We start from the raw sequence: 19915 nt of genomic DNA, 5'->3' as shown, positions 1-19915 counted from the left end.
ACCCTTGGCCATGGCAGTGCAACGGATTGGCGTGATTGGCGGTGGACAACTGGCCTGGATGTTGGCCCAGGAAGCCCAGCGTTTGGGGCTAGAGATGGGAGTGCAAACGCCCCAGGCTGATGACCCGGCGGTGGCCCTGGCCCAGCAAGTGGTGTTGGCCCCCGTGGATTCGGCCCCGGCAACGGCAGAATTGGCCCAAAGCTGTGGGGTAATCACCTTTGAAAATGAGTTCGTTGACTTGGCGGCTCTCGCGCCCCTCGTTCAGGCGGGAACTTGCTTTTACCCTTCCCTGGCTTCCCTGGCCCCGTTGCTGGATAAGCTGGATCAGCGCACCTTGCTCAAAGATCTGGATATTCCCGTACCGACTTTTCAGGCCTACTCCCCCGGTGCCCCTTTGTCCCTGCCCTTGCCCTGCGTCCTCAAGGCCCGTCGCCATGGCTACGATGGCCAGGGGACTTTCGTGTTGAAAACCCAGGCAGATTGGTCAGCCCAGCAAACTCGACTGGGGGCCGGCCAGTGGCTGGTAGAAGAATTCATCCCCTTTGAGCGAGAATTAGCCATTGTGGCCGCCCGTAATCCCCAGGGAGAAATGCGTCTATATCCCGTGGTAGAAACCCGGCAAGTCGATCAGGTGTGTCGTTGGGTGATCGCGCCGGCGGAGGTATCGGCCCAGGTTCAGCGAACGATTGCTGACTATACCCAGCGCATTTTAACGGCCCTGAATTTTGTGGGTGTACTGGGGATTGAGTTTTTTCTCACCCCAGATCAACAGGTTTTGGTCAACGAATTAGCGCCACGTACCCATAATTCGGGTCATTACAGCCTCGATGCCTGCGAAACCTCCCAATTTGCCCTGCAACTCCAGGCCATTACCGGACTGCCTCTAGGCTCCCCGGCTCTGAAGATTTCCCAGGCCGTGATGGTCAATTTATTAGGCTACGAAACGGCCCAGAATGATTATCTGCCCCAACGCCAGGCCCTGGCGGCCCTGCCCCATACCATTGTGCATTGGTATGGCAAAAGCGATGCCCGTCCCGGTCGTAAACTAGGCCATGTCACGGTGCTGGTGGACAGAACCCCTCCCTTAACCTCGACAGAACTACAGGGGTTAATTGCCCAGGTAGAGGGCCTTTGGTATCCGGCCCCCTGAGCCCATTGTTGGAAAGTAAATCCAGAGCCTAGGGTTCTTGAAGCAATTCCTTACCAGAACCTGGATTGAGAAAGGTTGCTAGATCCCCATCTTGACTATCACAGGCTGCTAAATTGTCCGCTTGGTAGACCATGAAGCGGTCATTGACAACGCATAAATCTGCTAATTGTACGTCTTTGGGTTGGAGGCGGGGCGGTGTAACGTTTTCAGAAATTTTAAAAAAGGTGCTGACATTGTCGGCATAGACAACGCATTCTCCCGGCTCGATAACCCACCAGCCCTCGCTGACCCACACTTGGTTCGCGTTTTGATAGGCCTGGGCCATGAATAAATTCTGATTGATATAGTTGCAGGTCTGGCCGGCTTGGGCCTTAGGGGTCGCCACAAACACACTTCCCAACAGGGCCGGCAATAGACCAAGGCCAAGATAATGCAATGTACGCTTAATCACAACAATGTCCTCACTACCGAAGTGAAATAATCTCTACGCCGATTTTACTGGAAAAATTTCTGATGACAGTAATAAAAAAGCTCTATTTTTAAGGATAAAAGGCCAATTGGGGTAGGCTAAGTGATTCTTCCCAGCCCATCATCAAATTCAGGCACTGAACCGCTTGACCCGCCTGGCCCTTAACCAGGTTATCAATGGCCGACATGACGATAACGCGGTCAGTGCGGGGGTCGGTTTCAATGCCGATGTAGCAGAGGTTGGTTCCCCAGGCCCATTTGGTTTGGGGATAAAGGCCATTGGGCAAAATCTTGACAAAGGGAGAGGCTCGATAAAAGGCACTGTAGATGGTGATTAAGTCGTCTCGCACCAGGCCCGGATCTCGCAAAGTAGCGTAGACGGTAGCCAGGATGCCTCTCACCATGGGAATCAGATGGGGCGTAAACTGGACTCGCACCTCTTGGCCGGCTAAATCCCGACAAATCTGTTCAATTTCTGGGGTATGGCGATGTTTAGCAACACCATAGGCACCTAAAGATCCTTCGGCTTCCGCAAGAAGCATATTGACCTTAGCCTCGCGTCCACCACCGGAGGTTCCTGATTTAGCATCAATGATTGTGGTAGCTGGGTCAATCAGGCCTTGTTTGAGCAAGGGAGACAGGGCCATTAAACTGGCGGTGGGGTAACAACCAGGACAACCAATCAATTGGGCAGTCCTAATTTTTTCACGGTAAAGCTCCGGCAATCCATAAACAGCCTTGGCGACAATGGTGCTATCACTACGCTCCTTTTTGTACCATTCGCTATAGACGCTCAAATCCCTAAAGCGGTAGTCTGCTGACAGGTCAAGCACCTTACAACCCTTTGCCAGCAAAGCCGGGGCCATGTCACAGGCCAGGCCATTGGGCAGGCCGAGAAAGACCACCTGACAACGCGCCGCAATGACCTCTAAATCGATGGGTTCTATTTTCAGATTGCAACGATGGGTTAAGTGGGGATAAATATCCGTATAGGCCTTGCCCGCACTACTGTGGCCCCCTAGATATACCAGTTCAACCCCCGGATGTTCCAAAAGAAGTCGAACCAACTGAATGCCGCCATACCCCGATGCCCCGATAATGCCAACTGGTACCCGTTCTTGCCCCGTCATGATAATTGCCCGCAAAAACAACTGATGCTGAATTTTAGGGCCAAACTCCCCATTTAAGCCAATCAATTTCGCTAAAAAATGGAGGAGTTCTGATACTCCTCCTGAGAAAGATCTCAAAGAGTAGGCCCTAGGAGCATGTCACCGCTTAGGCGTTGGCCTTTTCCACCTCCGCAATCCGCAAAATGGTTTTTAGGACAGAATCGGGGTTGAGGCTAATGGAGTCAATGCCCAATTGCACCAAAAATTCAGCAAATTCAGGATAATCTGAGGGGGCCTGACCACAAATCCCGATCTTACGACCCTGCTGTTTGGCGGTTTCAATGGCCAGTTTAACCATCCGTTTCACCCCTTCATTGCGTTCATCGAAGAGATGGGCCACCAGCGAGGAATCCCGGTCTAGGCCAAGGGTTAATTGGGTTAAATCATTTGAACCAATGGAGAAACCGTCAAAGACTTGACTAAATTCATCGGCTAGGATCACGTTACTGGGCAGTTCGCACATAACGTAAACTTGCAGGCCATTGTCGCCCCGTTTCAGGCCGTGTTTTTCCATTTCTGCCAAGACTTTGCGACCTTCCTCTGGCGTCCGACAGAAGGGAATCATGGGAATCACATTGGTCAGACCCATGTCGTCACGCACCATTTTGAGGGCCTGGCATTCTAGGGCATAGGCTTCGCGGTAGTTGGGGTCGTAGTAGCGAGAGGCCCCGCGCCAGCCGATCATCGGGTTTTCTTCCTTCGGTTCAAATTGACGGCCACCGAGTAGGTTGGCGTACTCATTGGATTTGAAATCCGACATCCGCACCACCACTGGTTTGGGATAGAAGGCGGCGGCAATCATACCAATGCCATGGGCCAGTTTATCAACAAAGAATTGGGCCCGATTGTCTTCGTAGAGTTTGGTCAGTTCAGCAATTTCAGCTTTAGCCATACCCTCTTCTAGTTCGTCAAATTTCATCAAAGCTAGAGGATGAGCCTTGATATGGTTAGCAATAATGAACTCTAAACGAGCTAGGCCGACTCCATCAGCGGGATAGCTGGCCAGACCAAAGGCCTGTTCGGGGTTGCCCACATTCATTAAAATCTGGGTTTTAGTCCGGGGCAGGTTATCCAGAGCAGTTTCGCGGACTTCATAGGGCAATAGACCGGTAAAAACATGGCCCTCATCCCCTTCAGAACAGCAGATGGTGACATCCTGACCCGTCGGAATGGTTTCCGTGGCATCGCCACAACCAACAATGGCCGGAATGCCCATTTCCCGGGCAATAATTGCGGCATGGCAGGTGCGCCCCCCCTGGTTGGTAACGATGGCCGAGGCCTGTTTCATGATCGGTTCCCAGTCAGGGTCAGTGCGGTTGGTGATCAGCACTTCCCCAGGTCGAAACTGAGTAATTTCTGAGACGTTGTGAATTACCTGGGCCTTACCCTGGCCAATGGCGGCCCCGACACTGCGACCCGTGGCCAGAATGTCGCTATGGGCCTTGAGTTCGTAGGTTTTAATGACGTTGGCAGATTTTTGGGACTGCACAGTTTCGGGCCGGGCCTGAACAATAAATAACTCGCCGGTTTTGCCATCCTTGGCCCATTCAATATCCATGGGAGTATAAATACCCCGCACTTGAGAATAGTGGTCTTCGATGATGCAGGCCCAGCGGGCCAATTGCAGAATTTCATCGTCGGTGATGCAATATTTTTGCCGGTCGGGCTCGGGAACTTCAACGTTTTTGGTCAGTTTAGAGCCGCCCACGTCGTACACCATCTTGATGGCCTTGCTACCCAGGCGTTTTTCGAGAATCGGCCGGTAGCCTTCCTTCAGAGTCGGCTTAAAAACAAAGTACTCATCGGGATTAACGGCCCCCTGCACCACGTTTTCTCCGAGGCCGTAGGCGGCGGTGATCAAGGCCGCATTTTTAAAGCCGGTTTCGGTATCAATGGAAAACATCACCCCAGAGGTGGCCAGGTCAGACCGCACCATTTTTTGAACCCCAACGGACAGGGCCACGGCCAGATGGTCAAAACCATTGTGGTGACGGTAGGAAATAGCCCGGTCGGTGAAGAGAGAGGCAAAGCATTTATGACAGGATTCCAAAACCCCACTCAGGCTATGGACATTAAGGTAAGTTTCCTGTTGCCCCGCAAAACTGGCCTCGGGCAAATCTTCCGCCGTCGCACTGGAACGAACCGCCACATCTACCCCGGCCCGGTGCATCTTGTGATTGTAGCGGTCACACATGGCACTGTAGGCTTCAGCGATGGCCACCTGTAGATCTTGGGGAAAAGGCGTATCGAGGATTAACTGTCGGGCCAGGCCCCCCCGTTCCTGGAGATTAGCAACATCATTGACATCCAAATCAGCAAAGAGGTCTCGTAACTTGGCTTCTAGGCCAGCGGATTGGATAAAGTAACGATAGGCGTAGGCGGTGGTTGCAAAACCAGAGGGCACATTCACCCCCTTCGGCTGTAGCTGTTGAATCATTTCACCGAGGGAAGAGTTTTTACCCCCGACGAGGCCCACATCATGGGTTCCGACCTCCTCAAACCAGAGGATTAGAGCGGTCTCTTTATCAAGCTTGCTAGTTGTTTCTAGGACGGTACTGACCATAGAAGCCTCCCGAGTATATATTCCTTACGGGTAATACTTATAGTCTAGCAACGTCCCCTAATTCCCCCGAGATAAGTTTGAATTTATTTACAGAAACCGTTGAGCCTATCCTGCGGCCGACCAAGCCAGAATAAACACTAATGAACTGCAAGAGGGTTTTCTTTCACAACAAGGATGGGGAAAGACCGTTAGGATGTGAAGCGTGGTTATTGAGCGCAGTGATGTGAGTAACGCCTTTTTGAATCTAGCCTACGAGCCGGCCCTGGAATCTCTGGGAAGTGAATTCTACGACCCTGTGGCGGCGGCGTCTTTTCCAAGTCATCAGTTACGCTTTCGGAATGATTTACTGTTGCCCAAGCTGGGCCTCGATCCTCAGCAGGTCACAGATCAGGAATTTATTGAATGTTTTGGCCTGTTTGTTGGGGTGCGTCCCTTTCTGGCCCTGCGTTACCACGGTCATCAGATTGCAGGGCCAACCCAATCCTATAATCCCGATCTGGGTGACGGCCGAGGATTTCTCTACGGTCAAGTTCGGGGCCAGGATGGAGAACTCTATGATTTTGGCACCAAAGGCTCGGGTCAGACCCCTTATTCTCGCCGGGGGGATGGACGACTGACCCTCAAGGGCGGTGTCCGGGAAGTCTTGGCGGCGGAGGCCCTGGCTAGTTTTGGGGTCAAAACCTCCCGTTGCCTGAGTTTAATCGAGACGGGGGAGGCCCTCTGGCGGGGCGATGAACCTTCCCCCACCCGGTCTTCGGTGATGATTCGCTTTAGTCGTTCCCACATTCGCTTTGGTACGTTCGAGCGTCTGCACTACCACCAGCGGACGGACTTGATACAGTGCTTGCTGGATCATGTAATTGAATACTATTACCCTGAACTGGAACCGGGGCAGTACAGCCAATTTTATCGGGTCCTAGTTCAACGAACGGCTCAGCTAGTGGCCCAGTGGATGGTGGCGGGCTTTTGCCATGGCGTTCTGAATACAGACAATATGTCCATCACCGGGGAAAGTTTTGACTATGGCCCCTATGGTTTTATTCCTACTTACAATCCGCGTTTTGTGGCGGCCTATTTTGACTACCACGGCCTCTACTGTTACGGCAATCAGCCCTTGATCTGTCGTCATAATTTAGAACTACTTCAGTTGCCCCTGGCCCGAGTCATACCGGCCCTGGAGATGAAAACGGCCCTGGCGGAATTTGAGCGGGAATATTGGCACGCCTATGAACAGCTTTTGCTACGGCGATTGGGCCTGGCGACACCGAAACCGTCCCTGGCGGATCTGCAACGAGAACTGCTGGAAATGACGCTCCTGTGTCTCGAAGAAAGTCAATGTAGCTATCCCGGCTTTTTTTCGGCCCTCACCGAGGGATTTAACCCCAGTTGGCGGGAGTCGGCGGATTTTATTCTGGAAAACAGTGAGCTGGGTTCGGCAGATTGGGGCACCTGGCGACGACTCTACCACCGTTATCTACAGGCGCTTTCCCCGGCGGATATGACAGAGATAGCCCAGACCCTCGCGGCGGCCAATCCTCCCACGGCCCTGCTCCGGCCGGTGATTGAATTGGTCTGGGAGGCCATTGACCAGGAGGACAACTGGCAACCCTTCCAGCAGTTGGTGGCTTGTTTACAAACTCAACAGCCCTTTACGCTATGTTAACGGGGCTAGAATCGGGTCTGAAACACTATTTGCCGGTTCTTGGTTGGTTTCCCCGCTATCAGCGGCCCTGGTTCAAAGCGGACATTCTAGCGGGCCTGACCCTCTGGGCCGTCATGGTACCGGAGGCCCTGGCCTACGCCAGTATCGCCGGGGTGCCCGCCATCTATGGGCTGTATTCCGTTCCCCTACCCCTATTGCTGTACGGTATCCTGGGTACCTCCCGCTGTTTAGTGGTGGGCCCTGATTCCGCCACGGCTTTGTTGTCGGCAGTGACGATTGCTCCCCTAGTCCAGGCCGGAACGGGGGATTACATTGCAACCACGGCTTTGATGGCGGCCCTGGTTGGCACTGTACTCTTCACAGCGGGCCTGCTCAAAATGGGCTGGTTAGCGGACTTTATTCCCTTGCCGGTGATGCGGGGCTTTATTCAGGGCCTGGTTTGGGTGACGATCTTGGGTCAACTACCGATCCTGTTTGGTCTGGAGGGAGCCCAGGGCCCTTTTCTAGAAAAACTCAGGATATTCCTTCTACAATTTCCCCAGCTTGACCTGCTCACAAGTGTTCTGGGCTTATGCAGTTGCGCTCTCCTCTGGGGCTTGAAACGAGCCTGGCCGAAACTCCCCGCCGAATTACTAACGGTCATCGGGGCACTGGGCCTGGTGGCCCTGTTGCATCTAGAAAATAGCTCTTTGGCTTTAATTGGCACGGCCCCCACCGGCCTTCCTTCCCTGACCCTGCCCGTACTAGACCTAGAACGATTCCAGGCCCTGTTACCGGGGGCCTTGGCCATTGCCCTCTTGTGTTATGTGGAATCTCTGGGGGCCGCCATGGCAACGGCTACCCCTGGCCAGCCAGATATTGACGGACATCAGGAACTCATTGCCTATGGGCTAGCCAATTGGGGCTCGGCCCTTTCCTCTGGCTTTGTGGTGGCGGGGAGCTTATCCAAAACCTCGGTAGCTAAGGCGGCGGGAGTGAAAACCCAACTGACGGCCTTCATCCATGCTGGCTTGATTTTGCTAACCTTGGGCCTTCTCATGCCTCTCTTTCGGCTTTTGCCCCACACGACCCTGGCTGCGGTGGTAATTATGGCGATGCTGAATTTAGTCCAGTGGCAGGCCCTGTGGCGGTTGCGACGCATCGATCCTCTGGCCTTTGCCCTGGCCATGGTTGCTTTTTGGGGAGTCTTGATGCTGGGGGTTTTGGCCGGCATTAGCTTAGGCGTTGGCCTGTCCCTACTCCTACTGATCCAACGGGCCACCCACCCCGAGACGGCTATTTTAGGCAAACTACCCCAAGAAGAAATGTATCGGGACATCAAGCGCCATCCCGATGCGGCTCTGATTCCTGGCCTCCTTATCTTTCGCTTTGGCAGTAGTTTAATTTTTCCCAACGCCAATTATTTTCGTGCTCAACTACGCCAGGCCCTGGCGTCATCTCCTTTCCCAGTTCAGCAGGTCTTAATTGACGCGGAAAGTATTAATTTAATCGATATTACCGCTGTGGAAATGCTTAAAACTGTCCACCGAGAATTAACAGCTCAGGGGATCCGTCTCAGCTTTGCCCGAGTCCGAGACCCCGTCTATCAATTAATGGAGCGCGATAGTTTTGTCAAGACGCTGGGGCCACAGTGTTTTTATGAACGGATTAGTGAGGGGGTTGTAGCTTTTTTGATTCAGGCCGCAGATTAAGTCAATTGAGCGACCAAATTAAGGAATAGAAACATTCGGGCTAATTTGATAGAGATAGTATTGCTCATTACCAATGAAGCTATGCTTAAAATCAGCTAAAAATTGAAACTCTAAACCTGGAGACTGAGTGTCTAAAGGATGATTGAGAATTAATACAGTGGGAAACTTAGCCAGGGTCTGAATTTGTCGGAGAATTTCAGCTTGGCTCACGCCTTGACGTTGACGATTAAACAGCACGAAACTGCCTAAACCTTGGCTTTCGGGATAATAAATTTTCTGGCCTAAATAACCACTAATCGGACTGACGGCAAAGTCCTCACTACCGACAAGGAAGTTATGATCTAGCCTTTGTTCCTGAAGATAATAGGCCACAGCTCGACTAGCAGAGTAGGGCAGGGTTAGATCCCGGATATAGCCCACGAGTCCGGCTAACAGTTGGCAGATTAAAATAATCATCAAACAAAAAGAAGCTCGTTTTTTTACCCAGGCCTGGAGTCGAGGCAATCGATGGCTTAGTTTTGTCGTTAGAGCCATTGGTTGATAATAGGTTTTTAACCAGAGAGCACTAATCAAGATTAAATATAAATGGCCATAGTGACGGGGTGAGCCTAAAAACTTAAGGTAAGTAAACAACAAAATTACCCCTGTGGCCAAAAGGTAAAAAACAAAAATGACCGGCCTATCTACTAGGAAAATTAGCCAAAAACTAAGAATTAGAGTAGATAAAATTGCAAATAATCCGACAGCCCAGGGTTGGGAATCACCAGGGACTAGAATTAAAATATAGCTATTCCACAGGCGGGTTAGGGCCTGATTAAAGCGATGGCCATCCCATTGCCAAAACCATTGCTCTGCTCCCCCCTGGAGTAGGCTATCTGCTGGGGGGAATAACATGATGATGGACAGGCCTAAGCCAACCGCAAAAATGATGATACTGAGACCCATATTTAACTTTGATGCCTGGCTTCTAAAACCGAGGAACCGACGAAAAAAATATTCATAACCCAAGGCCATGGCTAGACAAACACTGATTAATAAGGCGTAGGCATTAGTATTGGCCATCAGGGCCAGGATAAAAGACAAGGCCAAATAATCTTTTTTTCGTCGAGGAAAAATCCAGCAGAAAGCAAATAAAAAAAGCAAACCAATGGCATAATTGCGGCTAATCAGCAAATATTCATAGATTGGCAAATAACCTAGGCAAAATAATAATTTTTGTAGGCGAGTAAAGGGAGAATAGAAAATAAAAAGACTGATAGCTAACGTAGCCAAAACCAGGTGAAACAGTTGCATGGCAAGGGGATGGCTCGTTATTTGGTTGAGTGCTAACAGGCACAAATACCACAGCAGAGGATGGCCCTCGTAGCGTACATTGTGCCAAAAATCTCCCAGGCTTAAACTATCTCTAGCAATTAACCAACCATTGAGTTCATCCCGCCACATAGCATGGTTGAGAATCCCTCCTAGACCGAGAAGGAAAAAAGCCAGCAGTAACCCAGCCTCAAAATAGCGGACCTTATTTAATTTCAGCACCATGAAGGAATGTCACGTAAACTGTTTTTGGCGTTGGGCCTCGTATAGCAGAAGCGCCACCGCTACCGCTACATTGAGGGATTCTACTGCCCGGGCCTGGGGAATGACTACCTGTTCATCGGTCAGTGCAACAAGCTCAGGACTCAAGCCTTGACCTTCATTGCCGAACAGGAGCAGGCTGGGTCGCCGGAAATCGATCTCCCAATAGGTTTTTGTTGCCTGGGGCAGGGTCGCGATGATCTGGAAGCCTTGGACCTGGTACGATTGAATGACGGTTTTAAGATTAGTTGCTGTCTGAGGAATTAATTGCAGGCAGGCACCGGCGGAAGCCCGTAGCACCTTTGGATTCTGCCAATCCACACTGTCTTGACTTAACCAGAGGCCCCCAACTTCGGTTGCCACGGCAGTACGCAAAATCGTTCCCAAATTACCGGGGTCTTGGAGACACTCTAGGACTAGGCCCAACTGCATCACTGCAGGAGGGGGGGCTTCAAAATCCGATTGGGCCAAAGTAGCAACAACCCCATCGGGGTTAACGGTTGTGGCCAGGAGGGCCAATACGTCAGGACTAACCAAGACCGCTCGTTGGGCCTGCTGGGTGAGCCGTTGCCAAAGCTGGGGATAGCGAGCCTGCCAAGCGGGGGTATAACAGGCCACTATCGGGGAACATTCCAGTGCTAGGGCCGTCTCTAGGAGGTGAGTCCCTTCAAGCAAAAACTGCGCCTGTTCCCGTCGGCCCTTGGGTCGGTGCAACTGACGAATCTGCTTGACCAAAGGGTTTTGGGGGCTGGTAATGGCTGGGGTCAACTCAGACATCGCTTATTGAAATGCGGAACCCGGGACTTGAACCCGGAAGTCCTTGCGAACACTAGAACCTGAATCTAGCGCGTCTACCAATTCCGCCAGTTCCGCTGGCTAGGGGTCGGAATAATTTCCGAATAACTATCATGGCGTAGTTAGGGCGAGAAGTCAACGCTCTGGCCCAAAAAATTTTCAAGGGCGGGAAAATTGACTAAATTCGGCTAAGATGTTACCGATTTCTATAACACAGCGGTATAGAAAAAAATATTTAGTATTGCAACGGGAGGAAACGACTATTAAAGCGACCTATCAGACCACCCCAACGACGGCGATCCTGGAACCCGTTATCGAAATCTATGGCCGGGCCCCCCTCAGTGGCGAAGTCCGGATTAGTGGAGCTAAAAACTCGGCCCTGGCGATTATGGCCGGAACCCTACTCTGTGCTGACGATTGCCGTCTCCGTAATTTGCCGGCCTTAGCGGATATCGACCGCATGGGCCAAATCCTGGCGGCCATCGGCGTTAAGCTCAAGCGAGAAGGGGATGTTTTAGACATTGATGCCCGCAACATTGGCCAGTCCCAGGCCCCCTACGAACTGGTTTCCCAACTCCGGGCCAGCTTTTTTGTGATTGGCCCTCTCCTAGCCCGTCTGGGCACCACCCAAGTTCCCCTACCCGGTGGTTGTGCCATTGGGGCCAGACCTGTTGATCTCCATGTCCGAGGACTCCAGGCCATGGGAGCCGATGTGCGGATTGAGCATGGGGTGGTTCATGCCAATGTAAAAGGTCGCAGTCAACGCCTCAGCGGCGCTCGCATTTACCTCGACTATCCCAGTGTCGGGGCCACGGAAACGATTATGATGGCGGCGACCCTGGCAGAAGGGGAAACCATCATCGAAAATGCGGCTCAGGAGCCGGAGATCATCGATTTAGCTAATTTCTGCCGCTCCATGGGAGCCCAAATCCAAGGCGATGGCACCAATACTATTGTCATTCAGGGGGTCGAACGCCTACACACCACCGACTTTCCCATTATTCCCGACCGCATTGAAGCGGGTACGTTTCTTTGTGCTGGGGCCATTACCCATTCTGAAATCAGTCTCTATCCCGTCGTTCCCGACCATTTGGCTTCGGCTATTGCAAAACTGCGGGAAATTGGCCCGGAGGTGGTGATTGAAGGGCCAGATCGTGTCCGCCTCGTGCCGGCTGAATTACGGGCTACAGATATTGAAACCTTGCCCTATCCCGGTTTTCCCACGGATATGCAGGCCCAATTTATGGCCCTGTTGGCCGTCAGTGAGGGCAATAGCTTGGTGACGGAAACGGTGTTTGAAAATCGTCTCCAGCATGTTGCTGAACTCCAGCGCATGGGGGCCAATATCAAGGTCAAAGGCAATACGGCCGTGGTTCAAGGTGTCCCATTCCTCTCTGGTGCGCCGGTGATGTCCACGGACTTACGGGCCTCGGCGGCTTTAGTTATCGCGGGTCTCGCTGCGGAAGGAACCACGGTGATCCAAGGTCTCAAACACCTAGATCGAGGCTATGAGGACATTGTGAGTAAGCTAAAAGGCCTAGGGGCCAACCTGCGCCGGATTGAGCCGTAACCATCCAAGTTGCTTTTTCTCCCTTATTTTCAGGCCAGGAAGTCCATCTTTTCTGGCCCCATTTTCTAACCTTGCTGACCGAAACACACCATGCCATTTTTTCAACCGGATACGGCCCTGCAAGATATGGCCGAGGTCATTCTAGAGAGCGCTTGGCAAACCTTTCCCAGTCTGCAGCGGGATCAGATTGCCCTGACCTGGCTCGTTTATGATCCACCCGTAATCGTCAATACCGGCGGGGCCCTGTCGGCCCAAGAATTTTGGCAACATCCGGTGCGAGGTTTCCATTACCGTGGCATTGAGCGCATCTATCCCGCTAGTGTCGTCAAACTGTTCTATCTCCTCGCTATCCAGGAATGGCTGGAAGGGGGCATGGTGGAAGATTCACCGGAACTCCAGCGGGCCACGCGGGATATGATCGTCGATTCGAGTAACGATGCTACCAGTCTGATTGTTGATGTGCTCAGCGGTACCACCAGTGGCCCCATGCTAACGGCAGGGCCCTTCACCACCTGGCAACACCAGCGCAATATTGTCAATCGCTATCTGCAAAGCCTTGGCTGGGAAGAACTACAAGCGATCAATGTCAATCAAAAAACTTGGTGCGATGGCCCCTACGGACGAGAACGGGCCTTCCTGGGGGAATTATTTGAAAATCGCAATATGCTGACGACTAATGCCGTCGCCCGTCTACTCCATGCCATTGTTGGTGGGGTAGCCGTCTCTTCTGCTCGCTCCCAGGCCATGATGGCCCTGCTCCAACGCTCTCTACCGGCTACTGCTCCGATTCCTGGGGAAGAAAATCAAGTCAGCGGCTTTTTAGGGGAGGCCCTGCCAGGCAAGGCCCTGCTTTGGTCGAAGGCCGGTTGGACGAGTCAAGTCCGCCACGATTGCGCCTATATCGAAATCCCCAATCGCAATCCCTATCTCCTAACTGTTTTTGTGGAAGGGCCAGAGAACGCTAGCAATCGCCAGATCTTACCCTTTCTCTCCCAGGCCTTTGCCAGCGCCCATTAAATCACCTTGACCCCATCCCTGCCCCGTCCCAAAATCACGGTGATTCTGGCCATGACTGCCGATGGCAAGATCAGTGATGAATACGGCTCAGCGGCACGATTTGCCTCTGCGGCAGATAAACAGCACCTAGAACGACAAATGGCCCAGATGGATGCCGTCCTATTCGGTGCTGAAACCCTACGGGCCTACGGCTCCAGTTTAGTGATCACCCAACCGGCCCTGCTGGCCGAGCGAGAAAGCCAAGGGCGCCCACCCCAGCCGGTTCAAATCGTTTGTTCAGCCACCGGCCAGTTAGACCCCCACTGCCGCTTTTTTCAGCAACCCTTTTCCCGCTGGCTCCTAACACCCAGCCCAGAGGCGTTGGCACAATGGCAGGCCAGGCCCCAGACTTTTGAGCACATTATCCTCACACCCTATCAGGAGGACGGCCTAAATATCCATTGGCCCCAAACGCTGGCCCTGCTCAAGCAGCAAGGCATTCACCAATTAGGCCTGCTGGGGGGCGGTCAACTGATCGCGTCCCTCTTTGCTGACGATTTATTGGATTTCCTTTGGTTGACTCTGTGTCCCTACTGGGTGGGCGGCCGTTTGGCCCCGACACCGCTGGGGGGAATCGGTTTGCCCCTTAATCAGGCCCAGGGCCTAGAATTGTTGAGTGCAGCGACGATTGACCAAGAAGTTTTTTTGCATTATCGCTTCTGGCCTAGAAGTCCCAGCGCTTAATTCAATGACTTCTGGGGATTATCCTGAGAGGAGGGTACAGCAGCTGGGGATGGACGACTACTAGAGGATGGGCCAAAATGCCACTGAATACTAGCCGAAAATCGAGTACCGGGTTCTGCCACTAATTCTCCCAGATCTAATAGACTCGTCGCATTGGTTCCCAGTAGGTCAATGGCCAAACTATCCATGGGCAAGAAACGCAAACCCGCTGCCCAGACAGTTCGCTCACCGGTCACAATGGGAGTCACTTCACCAATCAATTGAACAGCCGGTAAGATTTGATAGTTCAGGCCAAGCCCCAAACCGACAGGGGTATTACCACCGTTAATGGCCGCTTTCGGTGAAAACAAAGCCGCTAACTGGGAATTGAATTCGTACATGAACGGAAATTCCAGCATCATATATCCCTGTTCATTGCCAATATCTCGACCCACCGTTAAGCGGCCCGCTAGGGAAAAGGGGTCCTGGTCTGCTTGATTTAAAAACATCAGCTTGCCCCCAAGCCGATACTGGGTTTCTGTACCTGCTTCGGTTTGCAGCACCGATTGGGTATCAAAGCCACTAATGGAAGAAAAAAGAACTTCGGCTTGAAAGTTTTGCAAGAAACCGTAGTAGAGGCCCCCGCCAATACTGCCCTTGGAATCCCCCGCCAGTCGGATGCCAAAATTATCCGTGGGTAGAACGTAGGGAGAGGTGAGGGTAAAACCATCAAACAGTAATTTTTTCTGGTGCTCACTGTAGGGAATCTGACGCACTTCTTTGGCGGAGGGAACCATGATAAATTGACCTCCAATCAATACTTCATTGGCCGCCGTTGGCAAGGTTAGCACTCCTGTCGTTGGCGTTCCCCCAAAGGAATTGGTGACATGAAGTTCTACAGCAATCGCCTTATTGAAGGCGTAGGTTCCACCCGCAGACCAAATAACAGTTTTATAAAAATCTCGATTAGCATTGAAGGCATTATCGCCGGTTAAAGGAATCACGGCATTGGCAAAGAGAGAAAAATCTTGGCTAACTAACCAACTACCGCCCAGGCCTAAATTAAAGACAGTTCCATAGAAGGGAACGCCATTCAGGCTATTGGAAAAAATATTGACCGCTGGCGTAATGTGAACTTGAAATTGCTCATTAAAACGATAGGAAATAGGGAATTGAACAGTTCCTGCAATCGTGTTACTCACCGTTGGAGAGCGATAATTATTAAACAGGCCAGGGCCACTATAGATTTGGAATTGTTCCAAGGAACTTAGAATTCCTAAACTCCAGTGCTCATCTTGATAAAATCGATACTTCAAGTTGGGGCCAGTGGCCTGATATTGCTGAGGAATGAAAACCCTATTAATTGGGTTGTAGGTCGGATCGTCATTGATCATATAAGTCCAACCGAGTTGCAAATTATCCGTCACGCCCCAATCCAGATAGGCAAAGTAGCTTTGATTACCCGTACCAAAGCCCCCTTGGATGGTTTGAGTTTCGCCGAAACTAATAGCAACATCGCCCTGCTGGAGTTGATTCGCTGTGTTCAAATGAAGTAGACGAATCGGTTGACGATTGAGGGGGGTAACCGGCTGCATCGGAGCCTTATCAATCGGAGTTTCCAGTATATTCTCCGTTTCTGGAAGAGATTCCTCTGGGGTTGTGGGTACTTGCTCTGGGGCACTCTGGGCCAGGGGCGCTAGGGCTTTGGGTTCTGTCGAGAGCGGAGACTTTTCCGGTGTCACGACTGGTTGACTAGGGGAATGGGGGGTAACAGAATCAGGTGGATTTTGGGCCAGGGCGGCGGGTCTTAGTTGTAAAGCTTGTTGCTGGGTGATAACTTGCCAGTTTTGTAGAGAATTAAAACGAATTTCAACGACTTGGCGTGTCGAGTCTTGGCGAATTTGCAGGCCACTGATGTCTTGAGTGGGTTGATTTTTGTTGATCGGAACAGAAAAGGCCAGTTTGGTTTTTTCTAGGGTTAATAATAATTGATTCGTTTGGTTTTGCTCATCAACTGTCAATTTGAGTTTTGTTTGAGGGGCCGTTCCCTGAATTTTAAGAACGAGGCCCTCGCTAGTGACAGAAACTTCTTCAACAATTGTCAATATTTCTTCTTGACTATCTACGGTCGTAGGCCTAGCCGTCAGGGTTTCCTGTCCCTCAGTAGCAAGAGCTTCGTTAGCGTAAACAGGAGCCTTCCAAATACCTAGCATTAGTAAACCAAGGGCTAAACTAGGATATCGCCACGCTAAATGCATTATCTTAAAACTCCTCACGCTTTAAAATTTATTGAAATTATATAAGAATTTTCCAGGAGATAAACGTAGTATTTGTGCAACGTGGTACACTCTTAACGGCTTTTCTAATTTAATCCACTAGTCACCTAGGGTGATGGCCGATCCACCTCCCCTTTTACTTTGGCATTAGCCCCTAAATTAGCAGTGAGTCAACCTCAAGATGGAGCCGTAACTTCCTTACTCATCCAGAAAAGTCTTAACACTACCATTAGGACTGAGCACAAGGCGAATCGTTCTTTCTCCCTCAACGGTCAGGGGAGAAACCCAGGGAGAACCAGGATTAGGCTGGGGCAGTTTTGCCAAGTAGAGACTGGCTGCTTTACCCAGGGGAGTCGTTTGCTTTAAGGTTCCATTGGGATCCAGTTGTAGGCGATATTCTAGGGTTTGCTGGAGTTCCTGGGGCGGTTGCCAATATTTTTCGTAGTAGGCCCTGACTTCTGCGACCTGGGGAATAGGGTCTAGCAGGCTGGGAGTCGGGCGCATTTCGGGACGTGGGGCTGAGGGGAAAGAGAAACCCACATTTCCTTGGGCCAGGGGCGGCAATTGGGGGGCCTGGGGCAGAATTTGACCTTGAAAATTGGCGATGCCCGGGCCTTGCGGTGGCAAGATGGGCAAATTAGCCTGGGGCAGGAGGGCCGCTTCAGGAATAACCGAACTACCGACAGCACTAGGAGGGGGGATGGTGATCGTATTACTGGCTGGGGCCGGAGGTACGACGGGAGGCGGGGGCAGAACTCGGCTCGGCGGGACGACGAGATTAACGGTGGCATTGCGGGGCGGAGGTGTTGCACTGGAGAGGTTACCCGGCGGAGGTAAGGTTGGCCTGGCCGCTAATGGCGTAGGGAGATTAGCCTGGGGAAAAGGGCCTTGTCCAGGAGCAGGGGGAACTGGGGGGATGACTTCTGTAAAGCTAAAGCGGTTTTTTATGGGAGGGTTGCTCGGTAAATTCTCTAGGGCCGTTGGGTTTTCTGAGATAGTCCGAATACCAAAATGGGTGAGGGCCATGACCGTCGCGATGCCAACGACGGCCCCAACCCCCCAGCCCCAGCGTTGAGTACGACTCCAGGGCAGGGGCGCGGCTGGCGCGTGCGTCTCTTGGGCAAAAGCCGTTAGGGCCTGGGCTAAATCAAAAAGTTGGGAGCTACTTAGGGTCAGGAGGGGATTGGCATGACTGGGACTGTCTAAACGACCAAAGCAGAATTGGTGGTGGAGAGGAGGGCAGTATTGCAAGCTTAAGGAATTAAGGGTCGCATATTGAACGGGGGCCTCGGATGATTCGGGGAGAGCCGCTGAAGCTGGGACAAGAGAGCGGGAGAGAAAATTTTGTAAATAGGCCTCAAGCACCTGCTGGAGTTCCCGCAATTGAGTGGCGCTCCCTCGGAGGATTGCCTGACGGTCTTCCGGTAGACGGGGGTCATCAAAACGAAGCTCAAATTGAAAATCTTCAGGCAGAGGGGAATGGGATTGACGCCCCAGGGCCTCCCAGAGTGGGAGCCGGGCCAATAATTCTAGCCGACAGGTCGGTGGGGTATAACTGCGGAGAATCCGGGTACGGGATAGCATTGGCATACAGCGTTCGAGGCCTGACGACGACGCTTGAACAGTGGCTTACTTCAAGAATCTTCCCTAGCATGGTATCATCCTCAGCTCAGCTCCTGCCGCCGATGCAAAAACCTCTATCGAAGCGTCAGGCTCCCAAGATAGTATTTGAGGCCCCAAGCCCAGAGACTGTCAAGGATGAATTGGCCCTCTTCTAAGGCTGAGCTTGGTATAATTGGCATGGTTCTAGGGTGCGTAGCTCAGTGGATAGAGCATCCGCCTTCTAAGCGGACGGTCGCAGGTTCGAATCCTGCCGCACCTGTTAAGGATGAATCAAGGGGTCAGCCCGCCGAAACCATAGCCGAAAACTCGTGCCAGGGTAATGACCTTGGGGATCGGCGTGGTTAGGACTAATGACTTCGATCTGGCCCTGCATCGCCTCCATCAACTCCTTGACAATGGCGAGACCCAGTCCACTACCAGGAATTGGCCCTCGGGCCTGCTGGCCACGATAATGCCGCTCAAAAATATGTTGCTGATCATCGGGGGGAATACCGTAGCCTGTATCCGCAATTTCTAACCCAATCCAGGCCTCGGGAGCAATGGTATGGGAGCGGTAGGTGAGAAAAATCTGGCCCCCATCGGGACTATATTTCACCGCATTATCCAGTAAATTACTCAGGACTTCCCGGAGTGCCGCCGCCTGGGCATGAATCCAGGGTTCAGACTCCGAAATAGGCACCGTTAGGGCCAGGTGCCGTTCCTCTGCAATGGCTTGGATGGCTAGAATGACCGGTTCTAGGGCCTGTTGAAGGGATAGGGGAACGAGGGACAACGACCGACTCGGCAAGAGGGCCGCTGGCTCACGGGCCGACATTTCCTCATCGGCCTCCAGGCTATTGGCCTCGACTGCTGTCACGTCCCGTTCAAAATGGACTAATAAATCTTGCAGGTGCTCCCCTTCCCGCACAATCCCCTGAATAATCCCTTGGGTTTTATCATCGCCAGTCCAGCGTTTTAGGAGTAACTTGCCAAAGGTTCTCAGGGCCGTAATTGGGTTACGGAGTTGGTGCAACAGGTCATCCCAATGGTCATGTTCCCATTGCTGTCGTTGTTGTTGCCGTTGCCATTGGTTTTGATACCAGGCCTGACGACGGTCTAGGACACAGGCAATGGCCAAGGAGTAAGCGACCGCCTCCAGTTGTTGACGTTCCGAGGCTTGCCATTCATCCTTCGTACGGCTAGCGACTAAAACCCCTAACATCATCTCTTGATAGAGTAGGGGCAGAACCAGCGGCTCTGTTGGCAAGGGCATCAGCGCCCCTGGGGGCAGGGACTCTCCATCTCCGACAGGAACCCCCGCCAAAGAAAACGGGTCATTGCCCATGGGTAAAGAAAAATTAGACGGAAAATGACCGAGACGTGGTAAGCTAATGAGCCCTGTGGTAATGCTGGTCTCCGCTTCTAGATAAGTCGGATAGACGGCAATCGGAATAAAACTAAGTTCCGTTTCCTCGCCTAGGGGCGTATAAACCTCCTCCGGTACCCGCAAATAGACTCCCCCCCAGTCCACTCGCAATCCTTGTTGCAAAAGCCGAACCTGTGACTGACAAAGGGCCACTAACTCTGGGCTAAAAGCGTAGACCGAATAGTCCTGGGCAGACATTTAATCGTTTAGAAGAGATTTGTGAAGGAATAATAAGATTTTGAGCATGGGGG

At 52.0% G+C, this 19915-nt stretch carries 14 protein-coding genes and 2 tRNA genes; 7 read left to right on the top strand and 9 right to left on the bottom strand.

From position 1 onward, the window contains the following. Positions 1-10 precede the first annotated feature (10 nt). Positions 11-1150 carry a 5-(carboxyamino)imidazole ribonucleotide synthase gene (locus tag ABXS88_RS14425; protein ID WP_353672742.1) on the top strand — a complete coding sequence of 380 codons (1140 nt, stop codon included), beginning with the start codon at positions 11-13 and terminating at the stop codon, positions 1148-1150. Positions 1151-1178: 28 nt separating this feature from the next. Here the strand turns inward: ABXS88_RS14425 and ABXS88_RS14420 are convergent, their stop codons facing one another. The 3 genes from ABXS88_RS14420 to ppsA form a co-directional block, all read right to left on the bottom strand. Beyond that, complete coding sequence (locus ABXS88_RS14420; protein WP_353672741.1) at positions 1179-1601, bottom strand: DUF1036 domain-containing protein; 423 nt, start codon at positions 1599-1601, stop codon at positions 1179-1181. 88 nt (positions 1602-1689) lie between these two features. Next, positions 1690-2748 carry an N-acetyl-gamma-glutamyl-phosphate reductase gene (gene argC / locus ABXS88_RS14415; RefSeq protein WP_353672740.1) on the bottom strand — a complete coding sequence of 353 codons (1059 nt, stop codon included), beginning with the start codon at positions 2746-2748 and terminating at the stop codon, positions 1690-1692. Positions 2749-2893: 145 nt separating this feature from the next. Then, entirely contained in the window at positions 2894-5350 is a 2457-nt protein-coding gene (gene ppsA / locus ABXS88_RS14410; RefSeq protein WP_353672739.1) for a pyruvate, water dikinase, read from the bottom strand. A 223-nt stretch (positions 5351-5573) separates the two neighbouring features. Between ppsA and ABXS88_RS14405 the strand changes: the two genes are divergently transcribed. Next, positions 5574-7013: a YdiU family protein gene (locus ABXS88_RS14405; protein WP_353674829.1), complete on the top strand. Its 1440-nt coding sequence runs from the start codon at positions 5574-5576 to the stop codon at positions 7011-7013. Then, the gene (locus ABXS88_RS14400; protein ID WP_353672738.1) at positions 7007-8704 is read left to right on the top strand and encodes a SulP family inorganic anion transporter; all 1698 of its coding nucleotides are present in this window, start codon (positions 7007-7009) and stop codon (positions 8702-8704) included. Before ABXS88_RS14405 ends, ABXS88_RS14400 begins: the two co-directional genes overlap by 7 nt. Before the next feature lie 18 nt (positions 8705-8722). Here ABXS88_RS14400 and ABXS88_RS14395 read toward each other — a convergent pair whose 3' ends face one another. The 3 genes from ABXS88_RS14395 to ABXS88_RS14385 form a co-directional block, all read right to left on the bottom strand. Continuing rightward, a complete protein-coding gene (locus ABXS88_RS14395; RefSeq protein WP_353672737.1) occupies positions 8723-10240 on the bottom strand; it encodes a hypothetical protein in 1518 nt (505 codons plus the stop codon). A gap of 9 nt (positions 10241-10249) precedes the next feature. After that, a complete protein-coding gene (locus tag ABXS88_RS14390) occupies positions 10250-11053 on the bottom strand; it encodes an RNA methyltransferase (RefSeq protein WP_353672736.1) in 804 nt (267 codons plus the stop codon). 12 nt (positions 11054-11065) lie between these two features. After that, a tRNA-Leu gene (locus ABXS88_RS14385) sits at positions 11066-11149 on the bottom strand. Positions 11150-11264: 115 nt separating this feature from the next. Here ABXS88_RS14385 and murA point away from each other — a divergent pair. From murA to ABXS88_RS14370, 3 genes are all read left to right on the top strand, one after another. Then, the gene (gene murA, locus ABXS88_RS14380; RefSeq protein ID WP_353672735.1) at positions 11265-12641 is read left to right on the top strand and encodes a UDP-N-acetylglucosamine 1-carboxyvinyltransferase; all 1377 of its coding nucleotides are present in this window, start codon (positions 11265-11267) and stop codon (positions 12639-12641) included. Positions 12642-12731: 90 nt separating this feature from the next. Next, positions 12732-13658, top strand: a complete 927-nt coding sequence (locus ABXS88_RS14375; RefSeq protein ID WP_353672734.1) for a serine hydrolase — start codon at positions 12732-12734, stop codon at positions 13656-13658. A 6-nt stretch (positions 13659-13664) separates the two neighbouring features. Beyond that, complete coding sequence (locus ABXS88_RS14370; protein ID WP_353672733.1) at positions 13665-14381, top strand: RibD family protein; 717 nt, start codon at positions 13665-13667, stop codon at positions 14379-14381. Here ABXS88_RS14370 and ABXS88_RS14365 read toward each other — a convergent pair. Further along, complete coding sequence (locus tag ABXS88_RS14365; protein WP_353672732.1) at positions 14378-16573, bottom strand: DUF5777 family beta-barrel protein; 2196 nt, start codon at positions 16571-16573, stop codon at positions 14378-14380. The two genes, ABXS88_RS14370 and ABXS88_RS14365, sit on opposite strands and share 4 nt — an antisense overlap. 261 nt (positions 16574-16834) lie before the next feature. Next, positions 16835-18220 carry a DUF4335 domain-containing protein gene (locus tag ABXS88_RS14360; RefSeq protein WP_353672731.1) on the bottom strand — a complete coding sequence of 462 codons (1386 nt, stop codon included), beginning with the start codon at positions 18218-18220 and terminating at the stop codon, positions 16835-16837. Positions 18221-18445: 225 nt separating this feature from the next. Between ABXS88_RS14360 and ABXS88_RS14355 the strand changes: the two genes are divergently transcribed. Next, positions 18446-18518: transfer RNA gene (locus tag ABXS88_RS14355), tRNA-Arg, on the top strand. Here the strand turns inward: ABXS88_RS14355 and ABXS88_RS14350 are convergent. Continuing rightward, entirely contained in the window at positions 18519-19862 is a 1344-nt protein-coding gene (locus tag ABXS88_RS14350; RefSeq protein WP_353672730.1) for a GAF domain-containing sensor histidine kinase, read from the bottom strand. Positions 19863-19915: the final 53 nt, after the last annotated feature.

The organism is Synechocystis sp. LKSZ1 (assembly GCF_040436315.1).
In the GTDB taxonomy this organism is placed as follows: domain Bacteria; phylum Cyanobacteriota; class Cyanobacteriia; order Cyanobacteriales; family Microcystaceae; genus Synechocystis.
The sequence above is the reverse complement of the archived record's forward strand: the minus strand, read 5'-3'. Positions and strand labels throughout refer to the sequence as shown.

What these genes read in the sequence shown, in the direction of transcription:
- ABXS88_RS14425 (WP_353672742.1), top strand. Translation starts at nt 11, where the DNA reads ATGGCAGTGCAACGGATTGGCGTGATTGGCGGTGGACAACTGGCCTGG.
- argC (WP_353672740.1), bottom strand. Translation starts at nt 2,748, where the DNA reads ATGACGGGGCAAGAACGGGTACCAGTTGGCATTATCGGGGCATCGGGG.
- ppsA (WP_353672739.1), bottom strand. Translation starts at nt 5,350, where the DNA reads ATGGTCAGTACCGTCCTAGAAACAACTAGCAAGCTTGATAAAGAGACC.
- ABXS88_RS14400 (WP_353672738.1), top strand. Translation starts at nt 7,007, where the DNA reads ATGTTAACGGGGCTAGAATCGGGTCTGAAACACTATTTGCCGGTTCTT.
- ABXS88_RS14395 (WP_353672737.1), bottom strand. Translation starts at nt 10,240, where the DNA reads ATGGTGCTGAAATTAAATAAGGTCCGCTATTTTGAGGCTGGGTTACTG.
- ABXS88_RS14390 (WP_353672736.1), bottom strand. Translation starts at nt 11,053, where the DNA reads ATGTCTGAGTTGACCCCAGCCATTACCAGCCCCCAAAACCCTTTGGTC.
- murA (WP_353672735.1), top strand. Translation starts at nt 11,265, where the DNA reads ATGTTACCGATTTCTATAACACAGCGGTATAGAAAAAAATATTTAGTA.
- ABXS88_RS14375 (WP_353672734.1), top strand. Translation starts at nt 12,732, where the DNA reads ATGCCATTTTTTCAACCGGATACGGCCCTGCAAGATATGGCCGAGGTC.
- ABXS88_RS14365 (WP_353672732.1), bottom strand. Translation starts at nt 16,573, where the DNA reads ATGCTAGGTATTTGGAAGGCTCCTGTTTACGCTAACGAAGCTCTTGCT.
- ABXS88_RS14360 (WP_353672731.1), bottom strand. Translation starts at nt 18,220, where the DNA reads ATGCTATCCCGTACCCGGATTCTCCGCAGTTATACCCCACCGACCTGT.
- ABXS88_RS14350 (WP_353672730.1), bottom strand. Translation starts at nt 19,862, where the DNA reads ATGTCTGCCCAGGACTATTCGGTCTACGCTTTTAGCCCAGAGTTAGTG.